This is a genomic window from Flavobacterium sp. AK-345, assembly GCF_058310175.1.
This window is the reverse complement of sequence record NZ_JBZEER010000007.1, coordinates 236,251-260,987: the sequence shown is the minus strand read 5'-3', so window position 1 is coordinate 260,987 and position 24,737 is coordinate 236,251. Positions and strand designations below refer to the sequence as shown.

At 29.1% G+C, this 24,737-nt stretch carries 25 protein-coding genes; all 25 read left to right on the top strand.

Features of this window, described 5'->3' with window-relative positions; all coding sequences use genetic code 11:
- The first annotated feature begins 13 nt into the window (after positions 1-13).
- Positions 14-154 (top strand): hypothetical protein, encoded by a 141-nt coding sequence (locus AC4FQ3_RS14870; RefSeq protein WP_491182350.1) that lies wholly within the window; start codon positions 14-16, stop codon positions 152-154.
- 24 nt (positions 155-178) lie between these two features.
- Positions 179-1,024, top strand: coding sequence for a glycosyltransferase (locus AC4FQ3_RS14865; protein ID WP_491182348.1), 846 nt, complete (start codon positions 179-181; stop codon positions 1,022-1,024).
- A gap of 43 nt (positions 1,025-1,067) precedes the next feature.
- The gene (locus AC4FQ3_RS14860; RefSeq protein ID WP_491182347.1) at positions 1,068-1,958 is read left to right on the top strand and encodes a glycosyltransferase family 2 protein; all 891 of its coding nucleotides are present in this window, start codon (positions 1,068-1,070) and stop codon (positions 1,956-1,958) included.
- Between the two features lie 76 nt (positions 1,959-2,034).
- Positions 2,035-3,192 carry a hypothetical protein gene (locus AC4FQ3_RS14855; RefSeq protein ID WP_491182346.1) on the top strand — a complete coding sequence of 386 codons (1,158 nt, stop codon included), beginning with the start codon at positions 2,035-2,037 and terminating at the stop codon, positions 3,190-3,192.
- Positions 3,173-4,120: a rhamnosyltransferase gene (locus tag AC4FQ3_RS14850; protein ID WP_491182345.1), complete on the top strand. Its 948-nt coding sequence runs from the start codon at positions 3,173-3,175 to the stop codon at positions 4,118-4,120. Before AC4FQ3_RS14855 ends, AC4FQ3_RS14850 begins: the two co-directional genes overlap by 20 nt.
- Before the next feature lie 10 nt (positions 4,121-4,130).
- Positions 4,131-5,297, top strand: coding sequence for a glycosyltransferase (locus tag AC4FQ3_RS14845; protein WP_491182344.1), 1,167 nt, complete (start codon positions 4,131-4,133; stop codon positions 5,295-5,297).
- A gap of 54 nt (positions 5,298-5,351) precedes the next feature.
- Entirely contained in the window at positions 5,352-6,251 is a 900-nt protein-coding gene (locus AC4FQ3_RS14840; protein WP_491182343.1) for an NAD-dependent epimerase/dehydratase family protein, read from the top strand.
- Entirely contained in the window at positions 6,251-7,216 is a 966-nt protein-coding gene (locus AC4FQ3_RS14835; RefSeq protein WP_491182342.1) for an MraY family glycosyltransferase, read from the top strand. The genes AC4FQ3_RS14840 and AC4FQ3_RS14835 overlap by 1 nt, the downstream gene beginning before the upstream one ends.
- Positions 7,213-7,638 (top strand): WxcM-like domain-containing protein, encoded by a 426-nt coding sequence (locus tag AC4FQ3_RS14830; protein ID WP_491182341.1) that lies wholly within the window; start codon positions 7,213-7,215, stop codon positions 7,636-7,638. The genes AC4FQ3_RS14835 and AC4FQ3_RS14830 overlap by 4 nt, the downstream gene beginning before the upstream one ends.
- Positions 7,631-8,770 (top strand): DegT/DnrJ/EryC1/StrS family aminotransferase, encoded by a 1,140-nt coding sequence (locus AC4FQ3_RS14825; RefSeq protein ID WP_491182340.1) that lies wholly within the window; start codon positions 7,631-7,633, stop codon positions 8,768-8,770. The genes AC4FQ3_RS14830 and AC4FQ3_RS14825 overlap by 8 nt, the downstream gene beginning before the upstream one ends.
- Positions 8,771-8,799: 29 nt before the next feature.
- On the top strand, positions 8,800-9,348 hold the full coding sequence (gene rfbC, locus AC4FQ3_RS14820) for a dTDP-4-dehydrorhamnose 3,5-epimerase (RefSeq protein WP_491182339.1): 549 nt from the start codon (positions 8,800-8,802) through the stop codon (positions 9,346-9,348).
- Positions 9,348-10,193 carry a dTDP-4-dehydrorhamnose reductase gene (gene rfbD / locus AC4FQ3_RS14815; RefSeq protein WP_491182338.1) on the top strand — a complete coding sequence of 282 codons (846 nt, stop codon included), beginning with the start codon at positions 9,348-9,350 and terminating at the stop codon, positions 10,191-10,193. The genes rfbC and rfbD overlap by 1 nt, the downstream gene beginning before the upstream one ends.
- A gap of 72 nt (positions 10,194-10,265) precedes the next feature.
- Positions 10,266-11,150, top strand: a complete 885-nt coding sequence (rfbA, locus tag AC4FQ3_RS14810) for a glucose-1-phosphate thymidylyltransferase RfbA (RefSeq protein WP_491182337.1) — start codon at positions 10,266-10,268, stop codon at positions 11,148-11,150.
- An 86-nt stretch (positions 11,151-11,236) separates the two neighbouring features.
- Positions 11,237-13,204 carry a polysaccharide biosynthesis protein gene (locus tag AC4FQ3_RS14805; RefSeq protein WP_491182336.1) on the top strand — a complete coding sequence of 656 codons (1,968 nt, stop codon included), beginning with the start codon at positions 11,237-11,239 and terminating at the stop codon, positions 13,202-13,204.
- Positions 13,205-13,422: 218 nt separating this feature from the next.
- Positions 13,423-14,289 carry an ABC transporter permease gene (locus tag AC4FQ3_RS14800; protein WP_073395918.1) on the top strand — a complete coding sequence of 289 codons (867 nt, stop codon included), beginning with the start codon at positions 13,423-13,425 and terminating at the stop codon, positions 14,287-14,289.
- Positions 14,290-14,346: 57 nt separating this feature from the next.
- The gene (locus AC4FQ3_RS14795; RefSeq protein WP_491182335.1) at positions 14,347-15,630 is read left to right on the top strand and encodes an ABC transporter ATP-binding protein; all 1,284 of its coding nucleotides are present in this window, start codon (positions 14,347-14,349) and stop codon (positions 15,628-15,630) included.
- Positions 15,631-15,635: 5 nt separating this feature from the next.
- Entirely contained in the window at positions 15,636-17,060 is a 1,425-nt protein-coding gene (locus AC4FQ3_RS14790) for a hypothetical protein (RefSeq protein WP_491182334.1), read from the top strand.
- Positions 17,061-17,066: 6 nt separating this feature from the next.
- Entirely contained in the window at positions 17,067-17,759 is a 693-nt protein-coding gene (locus AC4FQ3_RS14785) for a CatB-related O-acetyltransferase (RefSeq protein ID WP_491182333.1), read from the top strand.
- 36 nt (positions 17,760-17,795) lie between these two features.
- Positions 17,796-18,575, top strand: coding sequence for a glycosyltransferase family 2 protein (locus AC4FQ3_RS14780; protein ID WP_491182332.1), 780 nt, complete (start codon positions 17,796-17,798; stop codon positions 18,573-18,575).
- Positions 18,576-18,592: 17 nt separating this feature from the next.
- A complete protein-coding gene (locus tag AC4FQ3_RS14775; protein WP_491182331.1) occupies positions 18,593-19,438 on the top strand; it encodes a glycosyltransferase family 2 protein in 846 nt (281 codons plus the stop codon).
- Between the two features lie 3 nt (positions 19,439-19,441).
- The gene (locus AC4FQ3_RS14770; protein ID WP_491182330.1) at positions 19,442-20,332 is read left to right on the top strand and encodes a glycosyltransferase family A protein; all 891 of its coding nucleotides are present in this window, start codon (positions 19,442-19,444) and stop codon (positions 20,330-20,332) included.
- Positions 20,333-20,338: 6 nt separating this feature from the next.
- Entirely contained in the window at positions 20,339-21,493 is a 1,155-nt protein-coding gene (locus AC4FQ3_RS14765) for a glycosyltransferase family 4 protein (protein WP_491182329.1), read from the top strand.
- Positions 21,493-22,521 carry a glycosyltransferase family A protein gene (locus AC4FQ3_RS14760; RefSeq protein WP_491182328.1) on the top strand — a complete coding sequence of 343 codons (1,029 nt, stop codon included), beginning with the start codon at positions 21,493-21,495 and terminating at the stop codon, positions 22,519-22,521. Before AC4FQ3_RS14765 ends, AC4FQ3_RS14760 begins: the two co-directional genes overlap by 1 nt.
- The gene (locus AC4FQ3_RS14755; RefSeq protein WP_491182327.1) at positions 22,518-23,591 is read left to right on the top strand and encodes a glycosyltransferase family 2 protein; all 1,074 of its coding nucleotides are present in this window, start codon (positions 22,518-22,520) and stop codon (positions 23,589-23,591) included. Before AC4FQ3_RS14760 ends, AC4FQ3_RS14755 begins: the two co-directional genes overlap by 4 nt.
- The gene (locus AC4FQ3_RS14750) at positions 23,591-24,736 is read left to right on the top strand and encodes a glycosyltransferase family 4 protein (RefSeq protein ID WP_491182326.1); all 1,146 of its coding nucleotides are present in this window, start codon (positions 23,591-23,593) and stop codon (positions 24,734-24,736) included. Before AC4FQ3_RS14755 ends, AC4FQ3_RS14750 begins: the two co-directional genes overlap by 1 nt.
- The last annotated feature ends 1 nt before the right edge of the window (position 24,737 follow it).

Sequence of the window (24,737 nt, the reverse complement as noted above, 5' to 3'; positions counted from 1 at the left end):
AAGTAATGTATGGATTGGTGAAGGAGTAGTAATTTTACCTAATGTTATAATTGGAGAAAATACTATTATTGGTGCTAATTCCGTTGTGACTAAATCAATTCCTCCTAATTCTGTTGTGGGTGGTAATCCTGCTAAAATATTAAAATTACTATAGAACTAAATTTTAACAAATTAATTAGTGAAATTAGCTGCAATTGTTATTGTTTATAATCCAAATGTCAAATCTTTGATTTTTAATCTGGAGAAATTAATTAAAAATTTGGATACTATAGTTTTGTATCAAAATTCACTTTTAGAGGAAGAATTATTGTTATTTAGTCAATTTAACAAAGAAATAGTAGTAATTGGAGATGGTAAAAATGTGGGAATAGGCAAGGCTATAAATTCAGGAATAGAGTTTTTAAAGAATGGCGATTTTACACATGTTTTGACTTTAGATCAGGATAGTTATTTTAAAGAACATCATTTGAATAAATTTATTGACTTGATAGATAATTTTAAAGGAAATAATGTAGGGGTGTTTGCACCAAATTTTAATAATCGGGGCAAATTACTTTTTGATAATACAATTGCACCATTTGATGAGTCTGATGCTATTACTTCAGGATCTATTTTTCCTTTGAATGTTTTTGATTTAGCAGGTGGATTTAATAATGATTTGTTTATTGACACTGTTGATCAGGAATTTTGTTATAGAATCAAAAATGATTTTGGACTAAAGACAATGGTTTTTCCATCTATTGAACTTATTCATGAATTAGGTTATCCATTAAAAATTATTTTTGGTTTAACAACTTCACTAAATTATTCTTCGTTCCGTACTTACTATCTTGTAAGAAATCATATTATTTTATGGAAAAAATATCCTACTCTTTATAAAAAAAAATATAAAATTAACTTAGTAAGAAATTATATATTTTTAAGATTTATTAAGGTGTTACTTGGAGAAAAGGACAAGATAAACAAAATTAAATCGATTTTTAAAGGTATTTCTCATGGGAAAAAGGGAAAAATTGTAATATAATAAATTTTTAAGATTTAATTTAAGAAGGTTTTAATAAAGATATATGTCCAAGCACGAAAATAATAAAATAACTGTTGTTTTATGTACTTATAACGGAAGTAAGTTCTTAAATAAGCAACTGGATTCTATACTCTTTCAAAGTTATGCCGTGGATGAAATTATTATAATAGATGATTGCTCTACAGATTCTACAAGAGAAATTTTAAATAAATACAAAGAAGAATGTAAGAAAATAAAACTTTTTTTTAATGAAAAAAATCTAGGACCTAATTTATCATTTCAATATGCATTGTCACTAGCAGAAAACGAATATATAGTTTTATGTGATCAAGATGATATTTGGCTTGAAAATAAAATTGAAATTCAAATGGATAAGGTTGTTAGTTCGCCATTTTATAAAAAGGAACAACCACTATTAGTTTTTCATGATTTACGTCTAATTGATCAATATGATAACGTAATAATAGATTCGTTTTGGAAATTACATAAATTCAACCCTAAGAAATTTAGTTTTAAAAAACTTATGATTTCAAATATAGTGACAGGTTGTACGTGTTTGATTAATAGAAAAACTAGGGATGAGATCTTAAAATGTGATATGAATGATATTATCATGCATGACCATTTGATTGCTTTAATAGCATATGGATTTGGTAATGTTATACATATTGATGAGCAATTAATAGATTATCGCAGTCACAATAATAGTGTTACTAAGAAGGAAAATATTTCAGTTATAATTAGGATTAAATTATTTGTAGGTAAAATTAAAAGCAAAAAATATTTAAAACCTAATATTCTTCAAATTAAGAAATTTAGTGATTGTTATGCAGCAGAACTTAACATGGATAAGAAGAATGTGGTTAAAAATTTTATTGAATTAGAAGATTCAAGTATTATTTATATGTTGGTTTATAGATTTTTGGTGAGTTAGTTGTGACAAATAATTTGTTTGATGGTAACAAATGATTTCTAAATGGAATAACTTATTAATTAGATAAATAATGTAAATGAAAGAAGATATAATTCCAAAATATAAGACTATTTTAAATGTGATTTGCCTGACCATCCTTATGTTAGATTCAGGTGGAGGCTTACGTCTGAGAAATATATCTTTTATGATTATCATTGTTTTTGGATTATATGGAATTTATAAATACCAATCATTTAATAAAAATTTTATTTATATTTTTATGATTTTTGGGACGTTTTTAATTCCTGGAGTATTAATTTCTCTTTTTAATTCAGTGCCTGTTTACCAGATTATTAATTGGGTAATGTCATTTATGCTTCTTCCCTTTTTTTACTTTTACGCTAAAGGAAGTCAACTATCAGATAAATGTTTTGTAATTGCAGGTGGTATTTTTTCAACATTTGTTATTTTTCTCTTTTTTGGAAGACTTATGGACGTTGGTATAATACTTGCGGCTAATGATTATATAATGAATCATTCAGATGGTTTTTTTGGAAATAAAAGTTTTTTAAGTGGAGATATTCTTCCCAATGTTTATTTTCAAGGCACATTAAGTGTTATCATATGTGGATGTTTATCATTACGAAATAAAAATTTTTTTATTTATATTTTAATATTGATAGGCTTGATTCTGGCGCCCTCTAGATTTGGCTTTATGGTTCTAATATTTTGGGCTCTATTCACTTTTGTCAGAAAATCATGGATTAGAATAGCTTATTTGCCATTTTTTTTTGTAATTGGGTTTTTAATTTTGCAAAATTTAGCATTCGGTAAAGAACTTTTTAGTGCTTTTAATGGCGAAAGTGATGCAGTGGAGATAAGGAATGGCCATTGGATTTCTATATCTGCGATTTTTGCAGATAATCCCTTAGCATTTTTATTTGGACAAGGACCTGGATCTGTGTTTTTTACTAAAGGTACTTACGCTGTGGTTGATAATATAGAAATTAGTCAACTTGAATTTATTAGAAAATACGGCATTTTTGCATTTCTTAGTTTTTGCTTACTTTACTTTATGCCACTTTTGAGTCGTTTCAGCTCCGATATTTATTTAAAAGGCGCACTAATTATTTACTTCGTTGTAGCTTTTTCAAATCCAGTACTTTTTTCAATATTTTCAATGTTATTTTTAGCATTTGTCTATGTAGAGATTTTCGATAATAAAAATAAACATTATGTCCCAACCAAATCTTAATTATCTTGCAAAAGATTTTTTCATATGTGCTATAATAGTTACATATAATCCCGACTTCACAATATTCTCAAGGCAATTGGCTTCACTTTCAACACAGGTAAATTATATAACTATTGTAGATAATAATTCAACAAATATTGAGGAAATAAAGGAAGCAATAAGATTGTTTTGCTCGAATGATGTAGAAATTAATGTTACCTATAATTTTGTAAATGAAGGTTTAGGGAAAGCTCAAAATAAAGGTATTAAATTAGCTATAGGGCTAGGTGCAACACATGTACTATTATTTGATCAGGATTCGATACTTGATTCGGGTTTTGTAGAAGGACTTTTAAACTCTGAAAGTGAACTTAAAAAGGAAGGTGTCAAAGTTGGAGCAGTTGGTCCTATTTACTATAATGAGAAAAGTGGTGAAACATATCCCATCTCTAAGTATTTTGGACCTTTTATTGAAAGAATTATTCCCAATGATAAACCAATTGAAGCAAGTTTTCTAATTGCTTCCGGATGTTTAATTTCGATAGATATAATTAAAAAAGTAGGATACATGAATGAAGATTTATTTATTGATTATATAGATGTAGAATGGTCATTTAGAGCAAAATCAAAAGGTTATTCTTTATTCTCATCGCCATCTTCAAAAATGAAACATACCATAGGAGACAATAGGGTTTCACTATTAGGAAGAAGCATTTCTGTTCATAGTCCTTTGAGAAGATATTATCTATATAGAAACAGTATATATATGATTAAGGACTCAAAAATTTCATTAGGGTATAAAATTCGTGAAATAACCTTCAACTCAATGAGATTTCTTGTCTTTTTTATTTTATCAAAGGAAAGGGTTAAATATTTTAAATACAGTATTTCTGGATTTATTGATGGACTTAAAGGTGTTGTCGGTAAATGCCCTCACATTTATAATTAAAATAGAATTAATGCGCTTACTACTAATAATAACAGACTACGGCAGTTTTAATAATTTCTTAGCGGAACTTGCAGTAAATTTGAGCTACGATAATGAAGTTCATGTGTTATGTTCAACATCGAATGTAATTAAAATCGTAGATAAATTTGATTACACTAAATATAACTTAATTTTTCATAAAGTAGAGATACCAAGATCCACATCTGTAAAAAAGTTAATCAAAAGCGGTTCCGAAATCAGAAAGTTAATAGCAATTATAAAACCAAATTTAGTTTATGCACATTTTACGACTGGAATTTTTCCTGCCGTTTTATTTAGAGAAAAAAATATTGAATATTGGGGGGCTTTTCATGGGCTAGGGATGAATGCTAGTAGTGGGGTTAGAAAAATAATGTTTTCCATTGTTGAATTGTTTTGTTTTTTTAGGTTAGATAAGAGGTTTCTAATTAATAATAAAGATTATGAATTGGTAAGGAAAATAATTGAAAAAAATACATTCAAGTATAATTCTTTTGGGGTCGGTTGTGATATAAATAAGTTTAATGTAAATAGATTTTCCGATGTGGATAAGTTAAATTTAAAACATCAACTGAATCTTAATGATAAGTTTATTATTACCTATACTGGAAGGTTCGTTGAATTCAAAGGTTTTGATTTAGTTTATCATAGCTTTATAAAATTGATAGATAAATTTCCTGATAAATTTGTTTTACTTTTGATAGGGGGTAAAGATCCTATACATTCTACAGGACTTACAGAACAGGAAGAAATTGATTTATTTAGAAATGAAAAAATAATTAATATAGGTTATACTTCAGAGGTTGAAAAGTATTTGGCTGTTACTGATGTCTTTTTGTTTCCAAGTAAAAAAGAAGGATTACCCGTTTGTATAGTTGAAGCTTTGTCTATGGGTATACCTGTAATAACACTAGATGAAAGGGGGAATTCCGATGTTATTGAAAATGGTTTTAATGGATATTTGGTTAAGTCAATTTCAAAATCGAAAGATGTAAATAAAATTATGGAGAAATTGAAGTATCTAAATGCGAACAGGGAAATTCTTAATAAACTATCTCTAAATTGTTTTAAAAATCGCCAGAGATATTCTCGTTCCTTTTTTGTTGAAGAACAATTGAAACTTGTCAATATATTTAAATTTGAAAAAAAAATAATTTAAATGTATTTTTTAGAAATACAAAATTTGGCATCTAGTAAGTAATAAAGTGGGTAAATGAAAATCGTATTAACAGGTGCATCTGGCTTCGTGGGTAAAAATCTTTGTGATTATTTGTCAATTAATTTTTTTTTGATTGAAGAAATTTCTTTGCGAAATTTAAATTGGAAAAATAATCTGACTGGAGATGCAATTATTCATTTAGCGGGAAAGGCACACGATACAAAAAACACTAGTCAGGCATCTGAATATTTTGAAGTTAACACTAATCTAACGAAAGAATTATTTAATGAATTTTTAAAACGTGATATTAAAGATTTTATTTATTTCAGTAGTGTTAAGGCAGTTGCAGATGAAGTGTCAGAGATATTGTATGAAGATATAAATCCGAATCCTCAAACTCCATACGGGCAATCAAAATTAAAAGCTGAAGAATACATTTTATCAAAAGAAATTCCCGAAGGAAAAAGAGTTTTTATTATTAGACCATGCATGATTCATGGTCCCGGAAATAAAGGAAATTTAAATTTACTTTATAGTGTGGTCAATAAAAGAATACCTTATCCATTAGCAGCTTTTTATAATGAAAGATCGTTTTTAGGAATAGATAATCTAAATTATTTGGTTAAGGAAATTTTGCAAAAAAAAGAAATTCCTTCTGGAATCTATAATTTTGCAGATGATGAAGTATTATCAACAAATAAGCTAATTGAAATAATTTCCTATACTGCCAATAAAAAGAATTTATCGATAGCAATACCTAAAACGCTAATAAATCTTATTGCTAAATTCGGTGATTTGATAAAATTCCCTTTAAATTCTGAAACAATACAAAAGTTAACAGAAAACTATAGGGTTTCAAATGAAAAAATAAAGTTTGCTATAGGAATTGAGAAACTACCAAACACAGCACGACAAGGACTCGAAAAAACAATCAAAAGTTTCATAACCAAATAATGGAATACACAATAATAGGACTTATATTAATGATCATAATGCTGTTATACTTCAAAGTAGCAGATAAGTTTAACATCATTGATAAACCCAATCAAAGAAGCTCACATAGCGAAATTACCTTAAGAGGTGGAGGAATTATTTTTTGGTTCTCTGCTTTACTTTATTTCGTCCAGCATTTTCAGACTAACTACTTTTTCTTTACCGGAATTACATTGGTAAGTTTAGTGAGTTTTTGGGATGATATTCAAAACCTTTCAAATAAAATTCGAATTTCAGTTCATTTTATTTCGATAACCTTAATTTTTTATGACTTGGAATTGTTTAATCTCGTTCCTGTATGGGGAGTAATAATAGCTTATGTTTTAGCTATCGGACTAATCAATGCCTACAATTTCATGGATGGAATTAATGGTATTACTGGTTTATATACTTTGGTTGTAATGGGTTCATTATTATATGTAAATACAAAGATCCAGCTTTTTACTGATGGTAGTTTTATAAAATATGCAATGATTGCAAGCTTAGTTTTTTTGTTCTTTAATTACAGAAAAAAAGCTAAATGTTTTGCTGGTGATGTAGGTAGTATAGCAATCGCTTTTTGGATAATTTATTTGGTATTAAAACTAATTCTGATAACAAATTCGGTTATCTGGCTTTTATTTTTAGCTATTTATGGGGTTGATGCTATTTGTACCATATTACATCGAATATATTTAAAACAAAATATTTTTGAAGCTCATCGTTTACATCTTTATCAGGTATTAAGTAACGAATATAAAATTCAGCATAGGTTGGTTTCACTATATTATGCACTGGCACAAATAGTAATTTCTGTTTTGGTTATCTATTTTTATCAAAAAGTACAAGACTTAATTTTATTTGTATTTATAATTACGCCTTTGCTTTTATTATATACTTTAAAATTTTATTTATTGAATAAAAATAATTTGAAAGTTAATATATGATTCCTAAAATAATTCAGGGCGGAAATTTTTCAGATCATCGCGGAACTATTTCATTTGTAAATGATTTTAGTTTTAAAGATATCGAGAGGTTTTACATTATTAGTAATTCAGATGAAAATCCAATTCGAGCCTGGCAAGGGCATAAGTTAGATGCAAAGAATTTCTATTGCTTAAACGGATCTTTTAAAATTCATTTTGTAAAAATTGATAATTGGGACAATCCTTCAAAAGATTTAATTATTGAAACAATATTTGTTTCTGATTCAGAAAGTAAAATTGTTCATATACCGGCTGGTTATGCAAATGCAATCGAATCGCTTCAAACAAACTCAAAATTAATTTCCTTTTCAACTTTGCCATTAGAAAATGTCAGCGATGATGATGTTCGTTATGATTCAGATTATTGGAAAATAAATGGATAACAAACGAATTTATTTATCCCTTTCACAACAAAGTGGTTTTGAACAAGAATATATTCAAAAGGCACTAGAAACAAACTGGCTTACTTCTGGTGGGCCAAATGTTGATGATTTTGAAAGTAAATTACAAAAATATTTCCCCGATGAATCATTCATTACAGCTCTTAACTCTGGAACTTCGGCCATACATTTGGCTTTAATTTTATTAGGAGTAAAAGCTGAAGATGAGGTTATGTGTCAGACTTTGACGTTTTCGGCATCAGCCAATCCTATTTTATATCAGGGAGCAAGTCCTGTTTTTGTCGATAGTGAACCTGATACTTGGAATATTAGCCCAGAATTTCTTGAAATTGCTATAAAAGATAGAATCAAAAAAGGAAAGAAACCCAAAGCAATAATTACTGTTCATTTATATGGAAATCCGTATAAAGTTGAAGAAATACATACAATTGCAGACCGATATAACATTCCGATAATTGAAGATAGTGCGGAAGCACTTGGGAGCTCTTATAAAGGTAAAAAATGTGGAACGTTTGGGACTTTTGGAATTCTTTCATTTAATGGAAATAAAATTATTACAACTTCAAGTGGAGGTGCATTAATTTCAAATTCACAAGAATCAAAAGAAAAAGCTATTTTTTACGCAACTCAGTCAAAAGATGTTGCCGTGCATTATCAGCATAGTGAAGTTGGTTATAATTATAGAATGAGCAATGTTTGTGCAGGTATTGGACTGGGCCAAATTAAAGTACTTGAAAATAATATTTCAGCAAGAAGAGCAACACATTTTTTTTATAAGGATCTTTTTGATAGTATTAAAAATGTAACTCTTTTTGAAGTATTACATGAAGATTATTTTTCAAACTATTGGTTAAATGCAATTTTGGTTGAGCCAATTTTGGAAAAAAATATAAATAGCGAAACTTTGCGACTGGCTTTTGAAAAAGCAAACATTGAAACTCGACCACTTTGGAAACCAATGCACCTACAGCCAATTTTCATGTCATATTCTTATTACGGTAATAAAATTGCTGAGGACTTATTTTCAAAAGGCCTTTGTTTGCCTTCCGGATCAAATTTAACAAAAGAAGATAAAATTAGAATTGAAGAAGTTATTAAAACTTTTTTTAATTAGTAAATACAAACGAGAATTACATTTTTAATATGAAAATTGAAGAAACATTTATAAAAGATTTAGTGGTTGTAGAACCAACCGTTTTTGGCGATGAAAGAGGTTATTTTTTTGAATCTTACAATAAAACTAAATTTGAAGATTTAGGAATTAATATTGAATTTGTTCAGGATAATCAGTCCTTTTCAAAAAAAGGTACTTTAAGAGGTTTGCATTATCAAAATCCACCTTTTGCACAAACAAAATTGGTTCGTGTTTTAGAAGGTGAAATAATTGATGTTGCAGTAGATCTAAGAAAAGATTCTCCTACTTACGGAAAAGCTTTTAGTGTTTTATTATCAGCAGAAAATAAAAAACAATTATTAGTTCCTCAAGGATTTGCACACGGTTTTTCAGTGATTAGCGAAACAGCTTCCGTAATGTATAAATGCGATCAGTTTTATAATAAAGCCTCTGAAGGCGGAATTAAATACGATGATCCATCCCTTAATATCGATTGGGGTATGAATTTAGAAGATGCAATAGTTTCTGAAAAAGACCAGATACTTCCTTTTATAGAAAATTGTAATAGCTTATTTTAATGAAAAAAATTCTTGTAACAGGAGCAAATGGGCAATTAGGATCTGAACTCAATGTTTTATCCATTAATTATCCAAATTATCAGTGGATTTTTGCAGACAGAACGATGGTTACATTAGATAACCTTGATCTTTTGAATACACAATTAGAAAATATTCAACCCAATATAATTTTAAATTGTGGTGCCTATACAGCAGTTGATAAAGCAGAAACTGAAAAAGAATTAGCGTTTACAATTAATGATTTAGCTGTTGAGTTAATAGCAAAATATGCTTCGGAGAATAATGTAAAATTAATCCATATTTCAACAGATTATGTTTTTGATGGATCTTCAGCTATTGCATTAAATGAAGAAGCACCCACCAACCCCATAAATGTTTATGGAGAAAGTAAGTTGGCTGGTGAAATAGCATGTTTAAATAATTGCCCTGATTCAATTATTATTAGAACTTCTTGGGTATATAGTAAGTTTGGCAATAATTTTGTTAAGACAATGCAAAGATTAATGCAGGAAAGAGAATCAATTAATGTCGTTAATGATCAAATTGGTTCGCCAACTTATGCTGCAGATTTGGCTCAGGCGGTGATTGATATATTGGAATCTTCAAACTGGGTTCCGGGTATTTACAATTATTCAAACGAAGGAGAAATAAGTTGGTACGAGTTTGCGTTGAGCATAAAAGAATTTGGAGGTTATAATTGTAATGTTGGTGGAATTCCATCATCTTCATATCCAACTCCTGCAAAAAGACCAGAATTTTCATTGTTAGATAAGAAAAAAATTAAAACTATTTATAATTTGCATATCCCGAATTATAAAGAAAGTTTAAAAAAAATGTTTATATAGATTAAATATGATTTAATTTTAATGTTTTAGCATTGAAAGAAAGTCTAATCCAAAATGTAAAATAAAAGATATATGAAAGGAATTATATTAGCCGGAGGTTCAGGCACGCGTTTACATCCTTTGACATTAGTAATGAGCAAGCAAATGATGCCTGTTTATGATAAACCGATGATTTATTATCCGTTATCAACGTTGATGATGTCTGGGATCAATGAAATATTAATTATTTCTACTCCACATGATTTACCAAATTTTAAAAAATTATTAGGGGATGGTTCTAGTTTGGGGTGTAAATTTAGTTATGCAGAACAAGCGATTCCTAATGGACTAGCTCAGGCTTTTGTAATTGGAGAAGAATTTATCGGTAAAGATGACGTAGCGTTAATACTTGGTGATAATATATTTTTTGGTTCTAATATGCAGGAACTGTTAAAATCAAATACAAAACCTAATGGAGGTGTAGTTTTTGCCTATCATGTTTCGGACCCTGAGCGCTATGGAGTGGTTGAATTTGATGAGAATTACAAGGCAATTTCTATCGAAGAAAAACCAGAAGAACCAAAGTCCAGTTATGCGGTTCCGGGATTATATTTTTATGATAATTCAGTCGTAGAGATTGCTAAAAATATTAAGCCAAGTGCCAGAGGTGAATATGAAATTACCGATGTAAATAAAGTCTATTTAGAAAGAGAAGCTTTAAAAGTTGGTATTTTGAGCAGAGGGACGGCATGGTTAGACACGGGAACTTTTAATAGTTTGATGCAAGCCGGACAATTTGTTCAGGTTCTTGAAGAAAGACAAGGCTTAAAAGTAGGCTGTATCGAAGAAATTGCATGGAGACAGGGCTTTATAAATGATACTCAGTTAGAGGAACTTGCATTGCCTTTAGTGAAATCTGGATACGGATCTTATTTAATTGATTTTTTAAAACAAAAGAAAAAAGTTGTTAAAGTTTAATTTCTGTTAGAGAAACAATTTTTTGAAACCTTTAATTTGTATTTTTGTATGTAATACGAAGTTTACAAAATTAAACAGAACCCAAATTGAATACAGAAGAGCAATCTAAAATAAGGACTTTGTTCCATAATTTCCTATCCCCGAGAAATTTAAGGGCAAATATTAATAACCTGAGTTATTTACCCAGGTGGATTATTATTGCTATAGATGTAATGGTGCTGGTTTTTTCATTCACATTTACGTACATGTTGTTTGAAGGAACAGCATTAGGATACATTGTTACATCACATCATTTCTACTTTGTTGGGAGTTTAATTTTTGTAAATATATTTTTCTTCTGGTTGTTTAGAACTTATTCGGGAATTATTAGACATTCCTCTTATATAGATGCTATCAAACTGCTGTTTTCTCAAATGTCAGTTTTGGTCTTCTTTCTGTTTTTTAATCTGGTTTTCGAATTATACGCAGGACATAAAGCTTTTTTAAATACCGCTCTCTTTATTAATTTAGTTCTGTCTTTTTGCGGATTGTTTTTATACCGTGTAATTGTAAAACAGACTTTTGAATTATATTTTTCAGAGAAAACAAGCACTAAATTAATTAGAACAGTCATTTATGGAACAGATGCCAATGCTATTTCGGTAGCCAACGCATTAAAGTTTGAAACCCCTTCTCGTTTTAAAATAGTTGGTTTTGTTGATAAGAATAATCAAAATGCATCTAAGAGAATGTTGGATTTACCAATTTTGATTTTAAGAAAAAAATTACCGGCCTTAATGCGTTCCGTTGCTGCAGAAGGTGTAATTATAGCGGATAAAAGTTTAACTAAAGAGGAACAGTTAATTATTGTTGATCAATGTTTAGAATTCAATTATAGAGTTTATACAGTTCCTTTGATTTCTGACTGGGAAAATCAAAAAGAAATTTCTCAAAAGGTAAAAAATATCCAGATTGAAGATTTATTAGAAAGAAAACCTATAGTTCTGGATAGTAAATCAATTTCAAAGCAATTAAAAGACAAAACAATTCTTATCACAGGTGCAGCAGGATCAATAGGAAGCGAGATAGTAAGACAAGTACTTGGGTTTAATCCTAAAAAAATAATTATTTTAGATCATGCTGAAACTCCACTTCATAATTTATGTTTGGAAACTTTGGGGATGAATTCTGAAACAAAAATTATTGCTGTAATTGCTGATGTAAGAAGTAAGAAAGCATTAGAAAAAGTTTTTAAAACTCATAGCCCACATGTTGTTTTTCATGCTGCTGCTTATAAGCATGTGCCATTGATGGAAGAAAATCCTTCACAGGCAATATTAACAAATATTAAAGGGACTAAGAATTTAGCTGATTTAGCATGTAAGTACTTTGTGAAGAAGTTTGTGATGGTTTCAACAGATAAAGCTGTTAATCCTAGCAATGTGATGGGGGCCAGCAAACGAATTGCTGAAAAATATGTACAATCTCTATTTTTGAAAAACCAAAATGAAAATGTAGAAGGTGCGACAAAATTTATTACTACTCGTTTTGGAAATGTTCTGGGATCAAATGGATCAGTTGTTCCTTTGTTTACCAAACAAATTGCAGAAGGTGGACCAGTAACAATTACACATCAGGATATCATACGATATTTTATGACGATTCCGGAAGCTTGTCAATTAGTTTTAGAAGCCGGAGCAATGGGTAACGGAGGCGAAATTTATATTTTTGATATGGGAAAACCAGTCAAAATAATAGATTTGGCGAAGAAAATGATTAAACTGGCAGGTTTTATTCCTGATAAGGAAATAAAAATAAAAATTGTTGGTTTACGACCAGGTGAAAAATTATACGAAGAATTATTAAACGATACATCTAAGACTTTACCGACTTATCATAATAAAATCATGATTGCACAGGAGATACAGGATGAATATGAAAACCTGCATACTGAAGTCGATGAACTTATTGGAATTGCTGATTTTTATGATAATGATGACATTGTATCTAAAATGAAAAAAATAGTTCCGGAATTTAAAAGTATGAATTCAGCTTTCGAAGTTTTAGACAAATAATTTGCTTAATACATACGAGAAATTCTAAATCAAATATTTAAAAAGGTGTTTTAATAAAACGCCTTTTTTGCTTTTTATACTTTTTGTAGTTAAGTAAAAATCTTGTTAATTTTATTGGGCTGAATCGTTTTTTAATTATAATTTTTAAGGGACTAAAAAAAACTTTTTTATAATTTTTAAATGCCTATTATTGCACTCCAAATTGTAATCAAAATAAAATGAAAAATAATAATGTTTCAAATGATTGGCTCTTTGAAATAACACCAAAAAACAAATTTTTCTCACTCAATCTTAAAGAGGTTTGGCAATATCGTGATTTACTTTTCTTATTTGTAAAACGTGATGTAATTACAGTATATAAACAAACCGTTTTAGGACCACTTTGGTACTTAATTCAGCCTTTGTTCACTTCGGTAACTTTTACAATAATTTTTAATAATGTTGCTGGTATAAATACGGGTACAGTGCCTCCTTTTTTATTCAATTTAGCCGGGATTACCGTATGGAATTATTTTACAGCCTGCCTTAACGGAACTTCTGATACTTTCAAGTCTAATGCGGGAATATTCGGGAAAGTTTATTTCCCTAGAATTATAACACCTTTATCAGTTGTAATTTCTAATTTAATCAAATTCGGAATTCAATTTCTTATTTTTATAGCTTTCTATTGTTATTACTACCTCATAGGAACAGACCTGAGTTTAAATGGTCTTGTTTTATTTTTCCCTGTTCTGATCATCATTATGGGAATTCTTGGGTTAGGATTAGGAATGCTAATATCGTCAATGGTTACAAAATATAGGGATTTTAGTTATTTAGTTGGTTTTGGAATACAGTTACTAATGTATTTATCTGCAGTAATGTATCCAATGGAATTGCTAAAAGATAAATTACCAAAATATGGCTGGCTTGTTGAATATAATCCTTTAGCATATATCATTGAGACTGCTCGTTATATGCTTTTAGATGTTGGTAAAATCTCAATTCCCGGATTACTTTATACTTTGGTATTCACAATTGCAGTATTTTTTATTGGTCTTTTAGTTTTTAATAAAACCGAAAAGAGTTTTATAGATACAGTTTAAAGCTAATTTTTGATCGGGAGAATAAATTTAAAATTTACAATTAATAATATATTATAATTGGAAAAAGATATTATTTTAAAAGCTGAAAATATCTCTAAACAATATCGTTTAGGGCAAGTAGGAACAGGTACGTTAAGCCATGATTTAAACAGATGGTGGCATCAGGTTAGGGGAAAAGAAAATCCATATTTAAAAATTGGAGACACTAACGACCGTTCGACAAAAGGAGAATCAGACTATGTGTGGGCTTTGCAGGATATTAATTTTGAAGTTGAGCGAGGAGATGTTTTAGGGATTATAGGGAAGAATGGTGCCGGAAAATCAACCCTTTTAAAGATATTGTCAAAAGTCACGGCTCCAACTACGGGAAGTATAAAATCGCGCGGGCGAATTGCATCTCTTCTTGAGGTAGGAACTGGTTTTCATGGCGAAATGACCGGACGAGAAAATGTCTATTTAAATGGAGCTATTTTAGGAATGACCAAAAAGGAAATCACTTCAAAAATAGATGAAATTATTGAATTCTCAGGTTGCGAACGTTATATTGATACTCCTGTAAAAAGATATAGCTCTGGAATGACGGTTCGTTTGGCATTTGCTGTAGCTGCTTTTCTAGAGCCTGAAATTTTAGTTATTGATGAGGTTTTAGCAGTTGGAGATGCTGAATTTCAGAAAAAGGCTATTGGTAAGATGCAGGATATTTCCAAAGGTGAAGGGAGGACCGTATTATTTGTTAGTCATAATATGGCTGCTGTAAAAAGTTTATGCACAAAGGGCATTGTCATGGAACATGGGAAGGTAGTTTTTAAAGGAGGAATTGATGATAGTTTAAAAAAGTACCAAACTTTAACACAAAGAATAAGCACTAAGCTTTTTGATTTTAATAGAAAAGGAACTGGAGAATATAGAGTTTCAGGTCTAAGTCTCATTTCAAATGGTGACAAGAAGAATACCTTTTTTCTTGGAGAAAAGATTACAATTAATTTATTGTTAAAGCAGCTTAAACAAGACAGCTTAAAAAATGTGAGAATTGTTATTGGAATATATAATTTCATGGATGAAGGATACTTAAGATTTGATTCCAATTTGTTAAATTTCGCTATTTCCCTTGATAAAGACGAATCAGAAATCTCTTGTGAATTGGAGGAATCTTTAAATATTAAACCTGATAATTATTATTTAAATATAGCAGTTTTCAACGACAATGTTTTAATCGATTATTTAACGAACGCTTTTGAGTTTACTATAGAAAACGCAGATTATTTTAATACTGGTAAAAATTTACAAGATTCAGAATTATCAAGAGTATATTATAAACATAAGTGGTCACAGTTAAAATAAATAAAATGGATAATATTCAATACTCTCATAAGTCAATGATAGATGATTTTGGCAGAGTTTTTTTTTATAATAATAGAGTTTTCAGACAGATATCAAAAGAAAAAGAAAGCATTTGTTTGGAATTGCTTAACTCAGATATGTTTAAAGAGTTAATCAAAAGAGAGCTAATACCTCAAACCTTTGTATCAGACGAATTCCCGGAAAGCAAACAACTTATTTTAGAACATGAACGGTTAGTTGAAAGTTTACAACATGAATGGACATTTCAAATGTTTAAGGATGCTGCTTTAATGGTGTTGGAAATTAATAATATTTGCAATAAATATGGTTATGAATTAAAGGATGCACATACCCTAAATGTCTTATTTAATAACAATAAACCTGTTTTTGTAGATATTGGAAGTATAGATGTGATTAGATCTAAAAATCATTGGATTGCTTACGAAGAATTTTTAAATTCGTTTTTTATCCCGTTATTATTTTGGAGTAAAAATGAACTTTTGATTGTTAGAAAATTATTAGAGAGTAATTTTCATAGAATGTTCACAATTCCTTCTCAAAATATAGAAGAATCGGGATTGTATAAATTGCTATTAGTCGATAGATACATTTTTTCTTTTAGAAAAAATATATTGTTTTCATCAAAAAGAAATATTTCTATTATCAGCTTTTTTGTAAAAGCTGCAAACAAGCTATTAAAAATTATTTTTAATAAGAAAAATAAGCTTTTTAGATATGATCTAAAAGTAAATAGACTAACGGATAACTTTCCAAAAAAGGAAATAAAGAACAATATAGATTTACTTTCAAAATCTATCATAAATAGTCAATGGAAAGGTTATCATGGTAAATTTTACAATGAGATTGAAAATGTTAATTACTCCTATAGATTTAAAAGATTATTAGAAATTATCAATGAATTAAAAGACATTGAAACAGTAATCGATTTAGCAGGTAATGAAGGTTATTTCTCTTTTTTGTTGTCTAAGGAAATGGATTTAAAAAGAATTATTTTAGTTGATTATGACGAAAATGCGATAAATGAGGCATACTTAAATAGTAAGAAGTTAAATGTTAATAATGTCACGCCTCTTTTATTAAATTTCATGTTTACACCTGATTTATTAGGAACTTCTAAAAGACTAAAGTCCGATTTGGCAGTTTCTTTGGCTGTAACGCATCATTTAATATTAACAGGTAAATTTTCTTTAGCTGCAATTTTTGAAAGACTTATTATGTTTTCAAATAAATATGTGATAGTAGAATTTATGCCTTTAGGGTTATGGAGTATTGAAACAAAAATAAAACAAGAATTGCCTGAATGGTACACTATTGAATGGTTTAGAGATGAATTTGTAAAGTCTTTTAGTTTGCTAATTGAAGAACAATTAGAAGAAAACAGAATTGTTTTTGTGGGGAAAATTAAATAGAGGTAAATGAAAAAAGTAATTAAAAATAAAATTATTTCCTTTTTAGATTTTGTTATAAAAAAAACTATAATAGCTGTCTATGGAGTTAATTCAAATATTTATAAATTACTCTTTAATAATATAGATTTAAAAGAAAAAGAACAGATTCACAATAGTATTTTAGATAAGAATGTTAAGTTGTATCCACCTTACAGGCTTTTGAATTCAAATGTTGGAGAATACACATATATTGCAGAGAATGTGATTCTTAATAATACTACAATTGGCAAGTTTTGTTCAATAGGTCCTAATTTGATTTGTGGCTGGGGAATACATCCAACTAACGGCTTATCAACACATCCTATGTTTTACTCAACACAAAAACAAAATGGTACCACATTAAGCGAAGTTGATAAAATTAAAGAAACAAAAAACATTGTAATTGGGAATGATGTTTTTATAGGAATGAATGTTACTATCCTCGATGGTGTGAAAATTAGCGATGGTGCTGTTATAGGTGCTGGCGCAATTATATCTAAAGACATCCCTGCGTATGCAATTGCAGTTGGAAATCCGGTCAAAATAATAAAATATAGATTTGATGATGCTAAGATTGAGCAACTTTTGAAAATTAAGTGGTGGAATTTTGCAAAAGAAGATTTGCCTTTAGTCGAAAAACACTTTTTCGAAGTAGAAGAGTTTATCAATAAGATGAAATAAATAATTCTTTAAAATTTAAAAATAAGATTAATTAAAATGGCGTTAATTTCAATCATCACCATTAATTATAATAACCTCGAAGGTCTAAAAAAGACTATGAACAGTGTTATTGATCAAACCTGGCAGGAATTTGAATATATTGTTATTGACGGGGGATCAACAGATGGCAGCGCTGCTTTTATTGAATCAAAAAAAGATGATATTGACTATTGGGTAAGTGAAAAGGATTCTGGAATTTATAATGCTATGAATAAAGGAATTGAGAAATCCAGTGGCGATTATTTGTTGTTTTTAAATAGTGGAGATCATTTTTTCAATAACAGAATTTTAGAAGAAAATCATAGGCATGTTAAATTAATAGATATAATTTATTTTAATTTAAATGTTAGTGATGGAATAAAATCAAAGGTTGTTAAATATCCTGAAAAGTTATCTTTTTCTTATTTTGTACATGATAGTTTACCGCATCCGGCAACTTTTATAAAGAGAAATCTATTTGAAAAAATCGGTATGTATGATGAAAATCATAAGATTGTTTCAGATTGGAAATTCTTTATTTTAAGTATATGTAAATTTAATCATTCCTATGTGAGGATAGACTCTGTTTTGTCAACCTTTTATTTAGATGGATTAAGTTCTGTTCCAGAAAATAAGAAGCAAATTAAATTAGAAAGAATAAAAATTCTAAAAGAAGAATTTAGTGCTTTTATGAGTGATATTTATGAGCTTGAAAAATATCAAAATCTAATTTATAGTTTGCGAACATCAAAGAAACTTAATTTTCTAATAAAATTAGGTGTAATAAACAAATTTTAAATAATTCTTCATCAATTATGCCTCTTCCTGTAATTTCCATCATAGTTCCATGTTATAATCAGGCTCAATATTTAGATGAAGCTCTCAATTCAGTGCTTAATCAAACGTATGAGAATTGGGAATGTATAATTGTTAATGATGGAAGTCCCGATAATACAGAATTTGTTGCACAAAAATGGTGTGCAAAAGATATTCGTTTTAAATATATTTTTCAAAAAAATGCAGGTCCAAGCGTTGCTCGTAATTCTGCTATAGAACAAGCAAAAGGAGAGTTCATACTACCACTAGATGCAGATGATAAAATTGCTCCGGAATATATTGACTTAGCATTAAACGCTTTTAATAATGAAAGTTCTTTAAAAGTAGTTTATTGCAAAGCTGAAAAATTTGGAGATGAGCTTGGATTATGGAATTTGAAACCTTTTTCCCTTTATAACTTAAGCAAGAAAAACATGATTTTTTGCTCTGCTATTTACAAAAAAAGTGATTGGAAAAGAGTAGGAGGATATGATGTTAAAATGGATAGGGGAATTGAAGATTGGGAGTTTTGGATTTCTATATTAAAAGATGGGGGTAATGTAAAGCGTTTAGATTTTATTGGATTTTATTATCGCATAAAAAAGATATCCAGACATAAACAGTTTGATGAAAAAACAGAAAAAAATACAGTTGAATACATGTGCATCAAACACGCTGATTTTTTTGTAAACCAATTGGGCTCATCAATAGAATTAAACAATGATTTAGAACAAACCAGAAGCGATTATAGGCGAAAACTTAAAAGCAAAAAATTTGTTATTGATGTCTTTTTTAATACCTTTTTTGGTTTTACAATTTTTAATAATAAGAATGATTTATATTAAATAATGTTAGTCTCAATAATAATTCCCGTTCACAAAACTATAGATTACTTTAAAAGTTGTGTAGAAAGTGCGCTTTTACAATCATACAGCCATATTGAAGTACTTATAGCATGCAATGGAGAATTGGAAATTCAAACTTGCAAGGATTTTTTAAATATAAATGACACAAGACTTATTTATTTAAAAACAAACCCCGGTCGACATAATGCTAGAAATGAAGCATTATTAGTTGCTAAAGGAAAATATATTCAATTTTTAGACTATGACGATTTGTTATTTTTAGAAAAAATTGAAACCCAGGTTTCACTGTTGGAAAGTGCAAACAGTAAAGGAGCAATTTCTATTACAAAATGGAAAAAGTTTAAAAATGAATTAAATGAAAGTTATAATTTTCCATATAATAACATATTTGAAGAAGAGAAAATTGATGCCCGAAAATTAATTCGAAAATTATCAGTTAATGGAGGTTTTATTGCCACTGGATCATGGTTAATTCCTAAAGTTTCAATTGGCAATATCAAATGGATAGACAGTCCGAATGATGATGCTGTTTTTTTATCAGGCATATTAAAAGAAAATCCTGAAATAATAATGGTTTCTGAAACTTATGCAGGGTATAGAATTCATGATGAAAATACAAGTTCTTTATTTAAAAAATCAGAATTAGATAAACTTTTAATGAGTTGGGAATTGATTTACCAGAACTTGAACGCACTAAATATATTTGAAGTAAATCTTTATTTGTATAAAGCATATCTAAATCTAATTCGTTATTCTAAAGTTGTAAACAGATATCGAATTTTGTTTATACTTTATAAAACAACAATTTTTGGTTTTAAATCTAAACTTGGCTTTAACTTGGTTTTAGATCTAAAAAGAATGTTACTTAAATAAGAGAAATTGAAATCAAAAATACTTATAATAGGCCCAATTACGGATTTTGGAGGAAGAGAGTTAGAAGTAGGCTTTGTTTCTAATGTATTGTCATCAAAATATGAAGTTGAAGTATGTTCGACAGTGACTATTTCAAAAAATACTCAGGTTTTAGATTTTAGTAAAAGTCTTCCCGTTTTTTCTTTAAAAAGTAAAGTATTTAAAAACTTCGGGATAATTAAATTTCTGGCGTTTATCAGTTATTTAAAGAACAATTGTAAAGGATCAGTTCCGGATTATGCCAATAACGAATGGGCCAAAAAGCATTATAGTTATGATGGTAAAGCTTTAGAGGTTTTAAATACCCTGATTCCCAAATATAATTTGGTTGTTTTTTTTGGTCAGTTATCATCGAATTACGTAAACGAAGTTATAGAAATTTGTCATCATAATAAAATCAAATTTGTTTTTAGAACAACAGGTAAAATTTTAGATTATCAGAATTATGATTATTTAAATTATGTTGATTTGTTTATTCATCATTCTGCAAGTAATGCAAATGGTCTTAAAATAAATACCCATAACTATACAGTAATTGATCAATGTGCTTTTAATGAAGAAGAATTGCTGAAAATTCCGGTAGTAAAAAATAAAGTGAAAACATTTTTGACCATCGCACGTTTAGAAAAAGAAAAAAACATTGATGTTCTTATAAAAGCTTTTTTAAAGGTTTCCAACAATGATAAATTAATTATTATTGGTGAAGGATCTGAATATAATAATCTGAAAAAACTAGCGAAAAACAATGACAATGTTGTTTTTACAGGATTTATACCGAATCATAAAACAGCTAATTTTTTTAAACAGGCAGATTGTATTATTATTTCGCATTACGATTTTGAAACTGGTCCTTTGACAGGTATTGAAGCTATGGCAAGCGCAAGATTAATTTTGTCAGCAAAAACCGGTGCCATGGAGGAGCGATTCAAAGGAATTAATATCTCCTGGTTTAATAATACAGTAGAAGATTTATCTGAAGAAATGATGAAAATCAAAAGCATTGATGCAGATCAGGCTGAAAAATTATCAATTGAAATTAGGGACAGATATACTTCACGTTTTTCGAAAGAAAATATTAATGCAAGATACTTAGAAGAAATAGAAAAAGTAATGGACGTATAATGAGAAAAGGAAAAAATATTTCAAAAGATATTTTATTACCGGTTTCGGATTCAAATCACCGAATAATAATTCCTTTGTATATACCAAATGAAGAAGATTATTATAAAGATGCTTTTACCATTTTTACCTATTGTCTGACTTCAATTCATAAAACTTCAATTTCAAATATAAAAGTATCTGTAATAAGCAATGGTTCTTGCAGTAGCGTAAATGCTAAATTATTTCAGTTACAAGAAGAAAAGTACATTGATGAACTAATAATCGAAAAAGAAAGTATTGGCAAAGTAAACAGTATTTTAAAAGCATTGCGTACAGCCGAAGAACGTTTGGTTACAATTACAGATGCCGATGTTTTATTTGATAATGATTGGGAAAAAGAAGTTTTAGATGTTTTTAATGCTTTTCCCAAGGCGGGATCGGTAAGTCCTGTTCCTGTTTTTAGAACCCATTTTAGATTAACATACAATATCTGGTTTGATAATTTATTTTCATCACGATTAAAATTTCGTCCGGTAAAAGATCCCGAAAGCATGACATTGTTTGCTAACAGTATTGGCTGGCCATGGCTTGATCTCAAGTATAAAGATGTTATTGCAACCTTAAAAAGTAAAGAAGAAACTATCGCAGTTTTAGGAAGCTCTCATTTTGTATGTACCTATAAAAGAGAAGTTTTTTCTAAAATGCCTAAAGATAATACGATCTATAAATTAGGTGGTGATAGTGAATATTTGTACACAGATCTCCCGGTTCTTAAATTAGGAGGATATCGTTTGGCCACTTATGGTAATTATGCGTACCATTTAGGAAATGTTTTAGAAGACTGGATGACTGAAAAGCACATTGGGTTAAAAGAAGAAGTCAAAAAAACTCAAAATATTGAAACCTTAAAAGTATTAAGTGCCAGGCCATTTTATTATTTTTTTACCGAAAAAGTTTTTAAAAAGTTTCTTAGATATCCAGTACTTTGCAGATATATCTTAAAAAGAAAAGGGCTTTCAGAAAAACAATTAAATGATTTACTACAATGATAACAATAGTTCTAACCAATCGTAACCGTGATTTACAGACTGTAAAGAATTGTTTTGATTCTCTCGCAGAGCAATCAAATGACGATTTCGAATTGTTTTTTGTAGATTATGGATCAGATCAAAATTATCTCTACGATTTAAAACAATTGATTGCAAAATATCCTAAAATCAAATCTATAATTTCTCCGGTTTCCGGACAGTTATGGAATAAATCCAGAGCCATAAATATTGTATTGAAAAAATGCAATACACCTTATTTTTTTGTTGGAGATATAGACATGCTTTTTCACCCTGATTTTATAAATAAATTGCATGAACTTAAAAATAAAGATAAAGCAACCTACTTTCAGGTTGGTTTTTTAAGTCAAAAAGAAACTGCACACCAAAGAGATTTTCATAATGCAACGGTAGATTTTACTTCAAGAAAAGAAGCTACCGGAATGACCTTGTATCCAACTCAATTGTTGAAAGAAATAAATGGTTACAATGAGTTTTATCATGGCTGGGGCGCCGAAGATACAGATGTGCACATTCGACTACACAATCTCGGGATTAAAATTAATTTTTTTGAAAAAGAAGTTCTGTTAAAACACCAATGGCATCCAAAAACATACCGAACTAATTTAAGCACAGATCCATATCATTTTGAATTGGAAAGAATAAATCATTCCTATATTCAGATTTCTCAAACCAGCAAACAAACAAAAGCAAATATTAACCAGCAGTGGGGAGTTTTACCGGAAGAAAAAGAATATTCTAAATTATCAGATCAGCCGGATTTTACAATTGAGATCGAACCAGAAACTTCAAAAGTAAATGCATTATTAGCACAACTGGATAATTTTGAGAATAAAATGGTTTCAATAATAGTTAAAGACACATCTGACAGCAATAAGAGAAAACAATTTGCAAAAAGAATATTAGGAAAAAAGTATCTGAAATTTTTACCGATGAAAAGTGTAAATAATGCGATATTACAGGAAATTGTAATGCATTACAGGAATCTGCCATATCAATATTCATTCGACCAAAATAAAAATCTAATTACCCTTAAAATTTATTTTCGATAATGAAGATACTCATGGTTTCAATTCCATCACTCCATTTTTTTAGATGGACAAGTCAGCTTCAGGATTCTGGACATGAAGTATATTGGTTTGACATTACCGGAATGAGTGAAAAGTCTGAAAGGCTAAATTGGGTATCTCAAAAAGTAGGGTGGAAATTAAAATGGAATTATCCCGGAAGATTGTTTGTAAAGAAAAAATTTCCAAAAGTCTATCAATTTCTTCAATATTTTAATGAGTACAAAACGGCATCGGTTTTTGAACAATATTTAAATGAAATTAAGCCCGATGTTGTTCATAGTTTTGCTTTATATCTGTCATGTACTCCCATTATTTCTGTAATGGAAAAAAAATCAAATCAAAAATGGATATATTCTTCCTGGGGAAGTGATTTGTTTTATTTTCAAAATGATAATAAATATTTAAAAGATATCAAACGGGTTTTGCCAAGAGTCAATTATTTGTTTACAGATTGCAAAAGAGATTATGAAATAGCAAAAAAATATGGTTTTTCGGGTGATTTTCTTGGTGTTTTTCCTGGCGGAGGCGGATTTGATTTGGCTCATATGGAACAATTTAAATTACCTGTCGACCAACGAAATGTCATTCTGCTCAAAGGTTTTCAAGGAAGATCGGGTAGGGCTATTTCGGTTTTAAAAGCAATGGAATTTCTTAAAAACGAACTTTCCGATTATTCGATAGTTGTTTTTGGTTCGGATAAGGAAACTTTAGATTATGCAAAAAAGTCGATGCTAAAAGATTGGCCCAATTTCCAAATAATAGGAAAAGTTTCGCATCAGGAAGTTATAGAGCTTATGGGAAAATCTAAAATCTACATTGGTAATAGTAATTCAGACGGAATTCCGAATACTTTACTCGAAGCCATTTGCATGGAAGTTTATCCTATTCAGTCAAATCCGGGTGGCGCAACCGCTGAAGTTATAAATCATGGCGTTAATGGCTTGCTAATCGAAAATTGCGAAGATGTTTCTGAAATCAAATCTAAAATTCTAGATGCTATTTACCGCCTGCCTGAAACAGATTACTTAAAAAATGATCTGTTACAATTAGAATACAATTATTTAAAAGAAAAAGTAAAAGACAGCTATAATAGCTTAAACGCTAAGTCAATAGAAATTAAAAATTAAT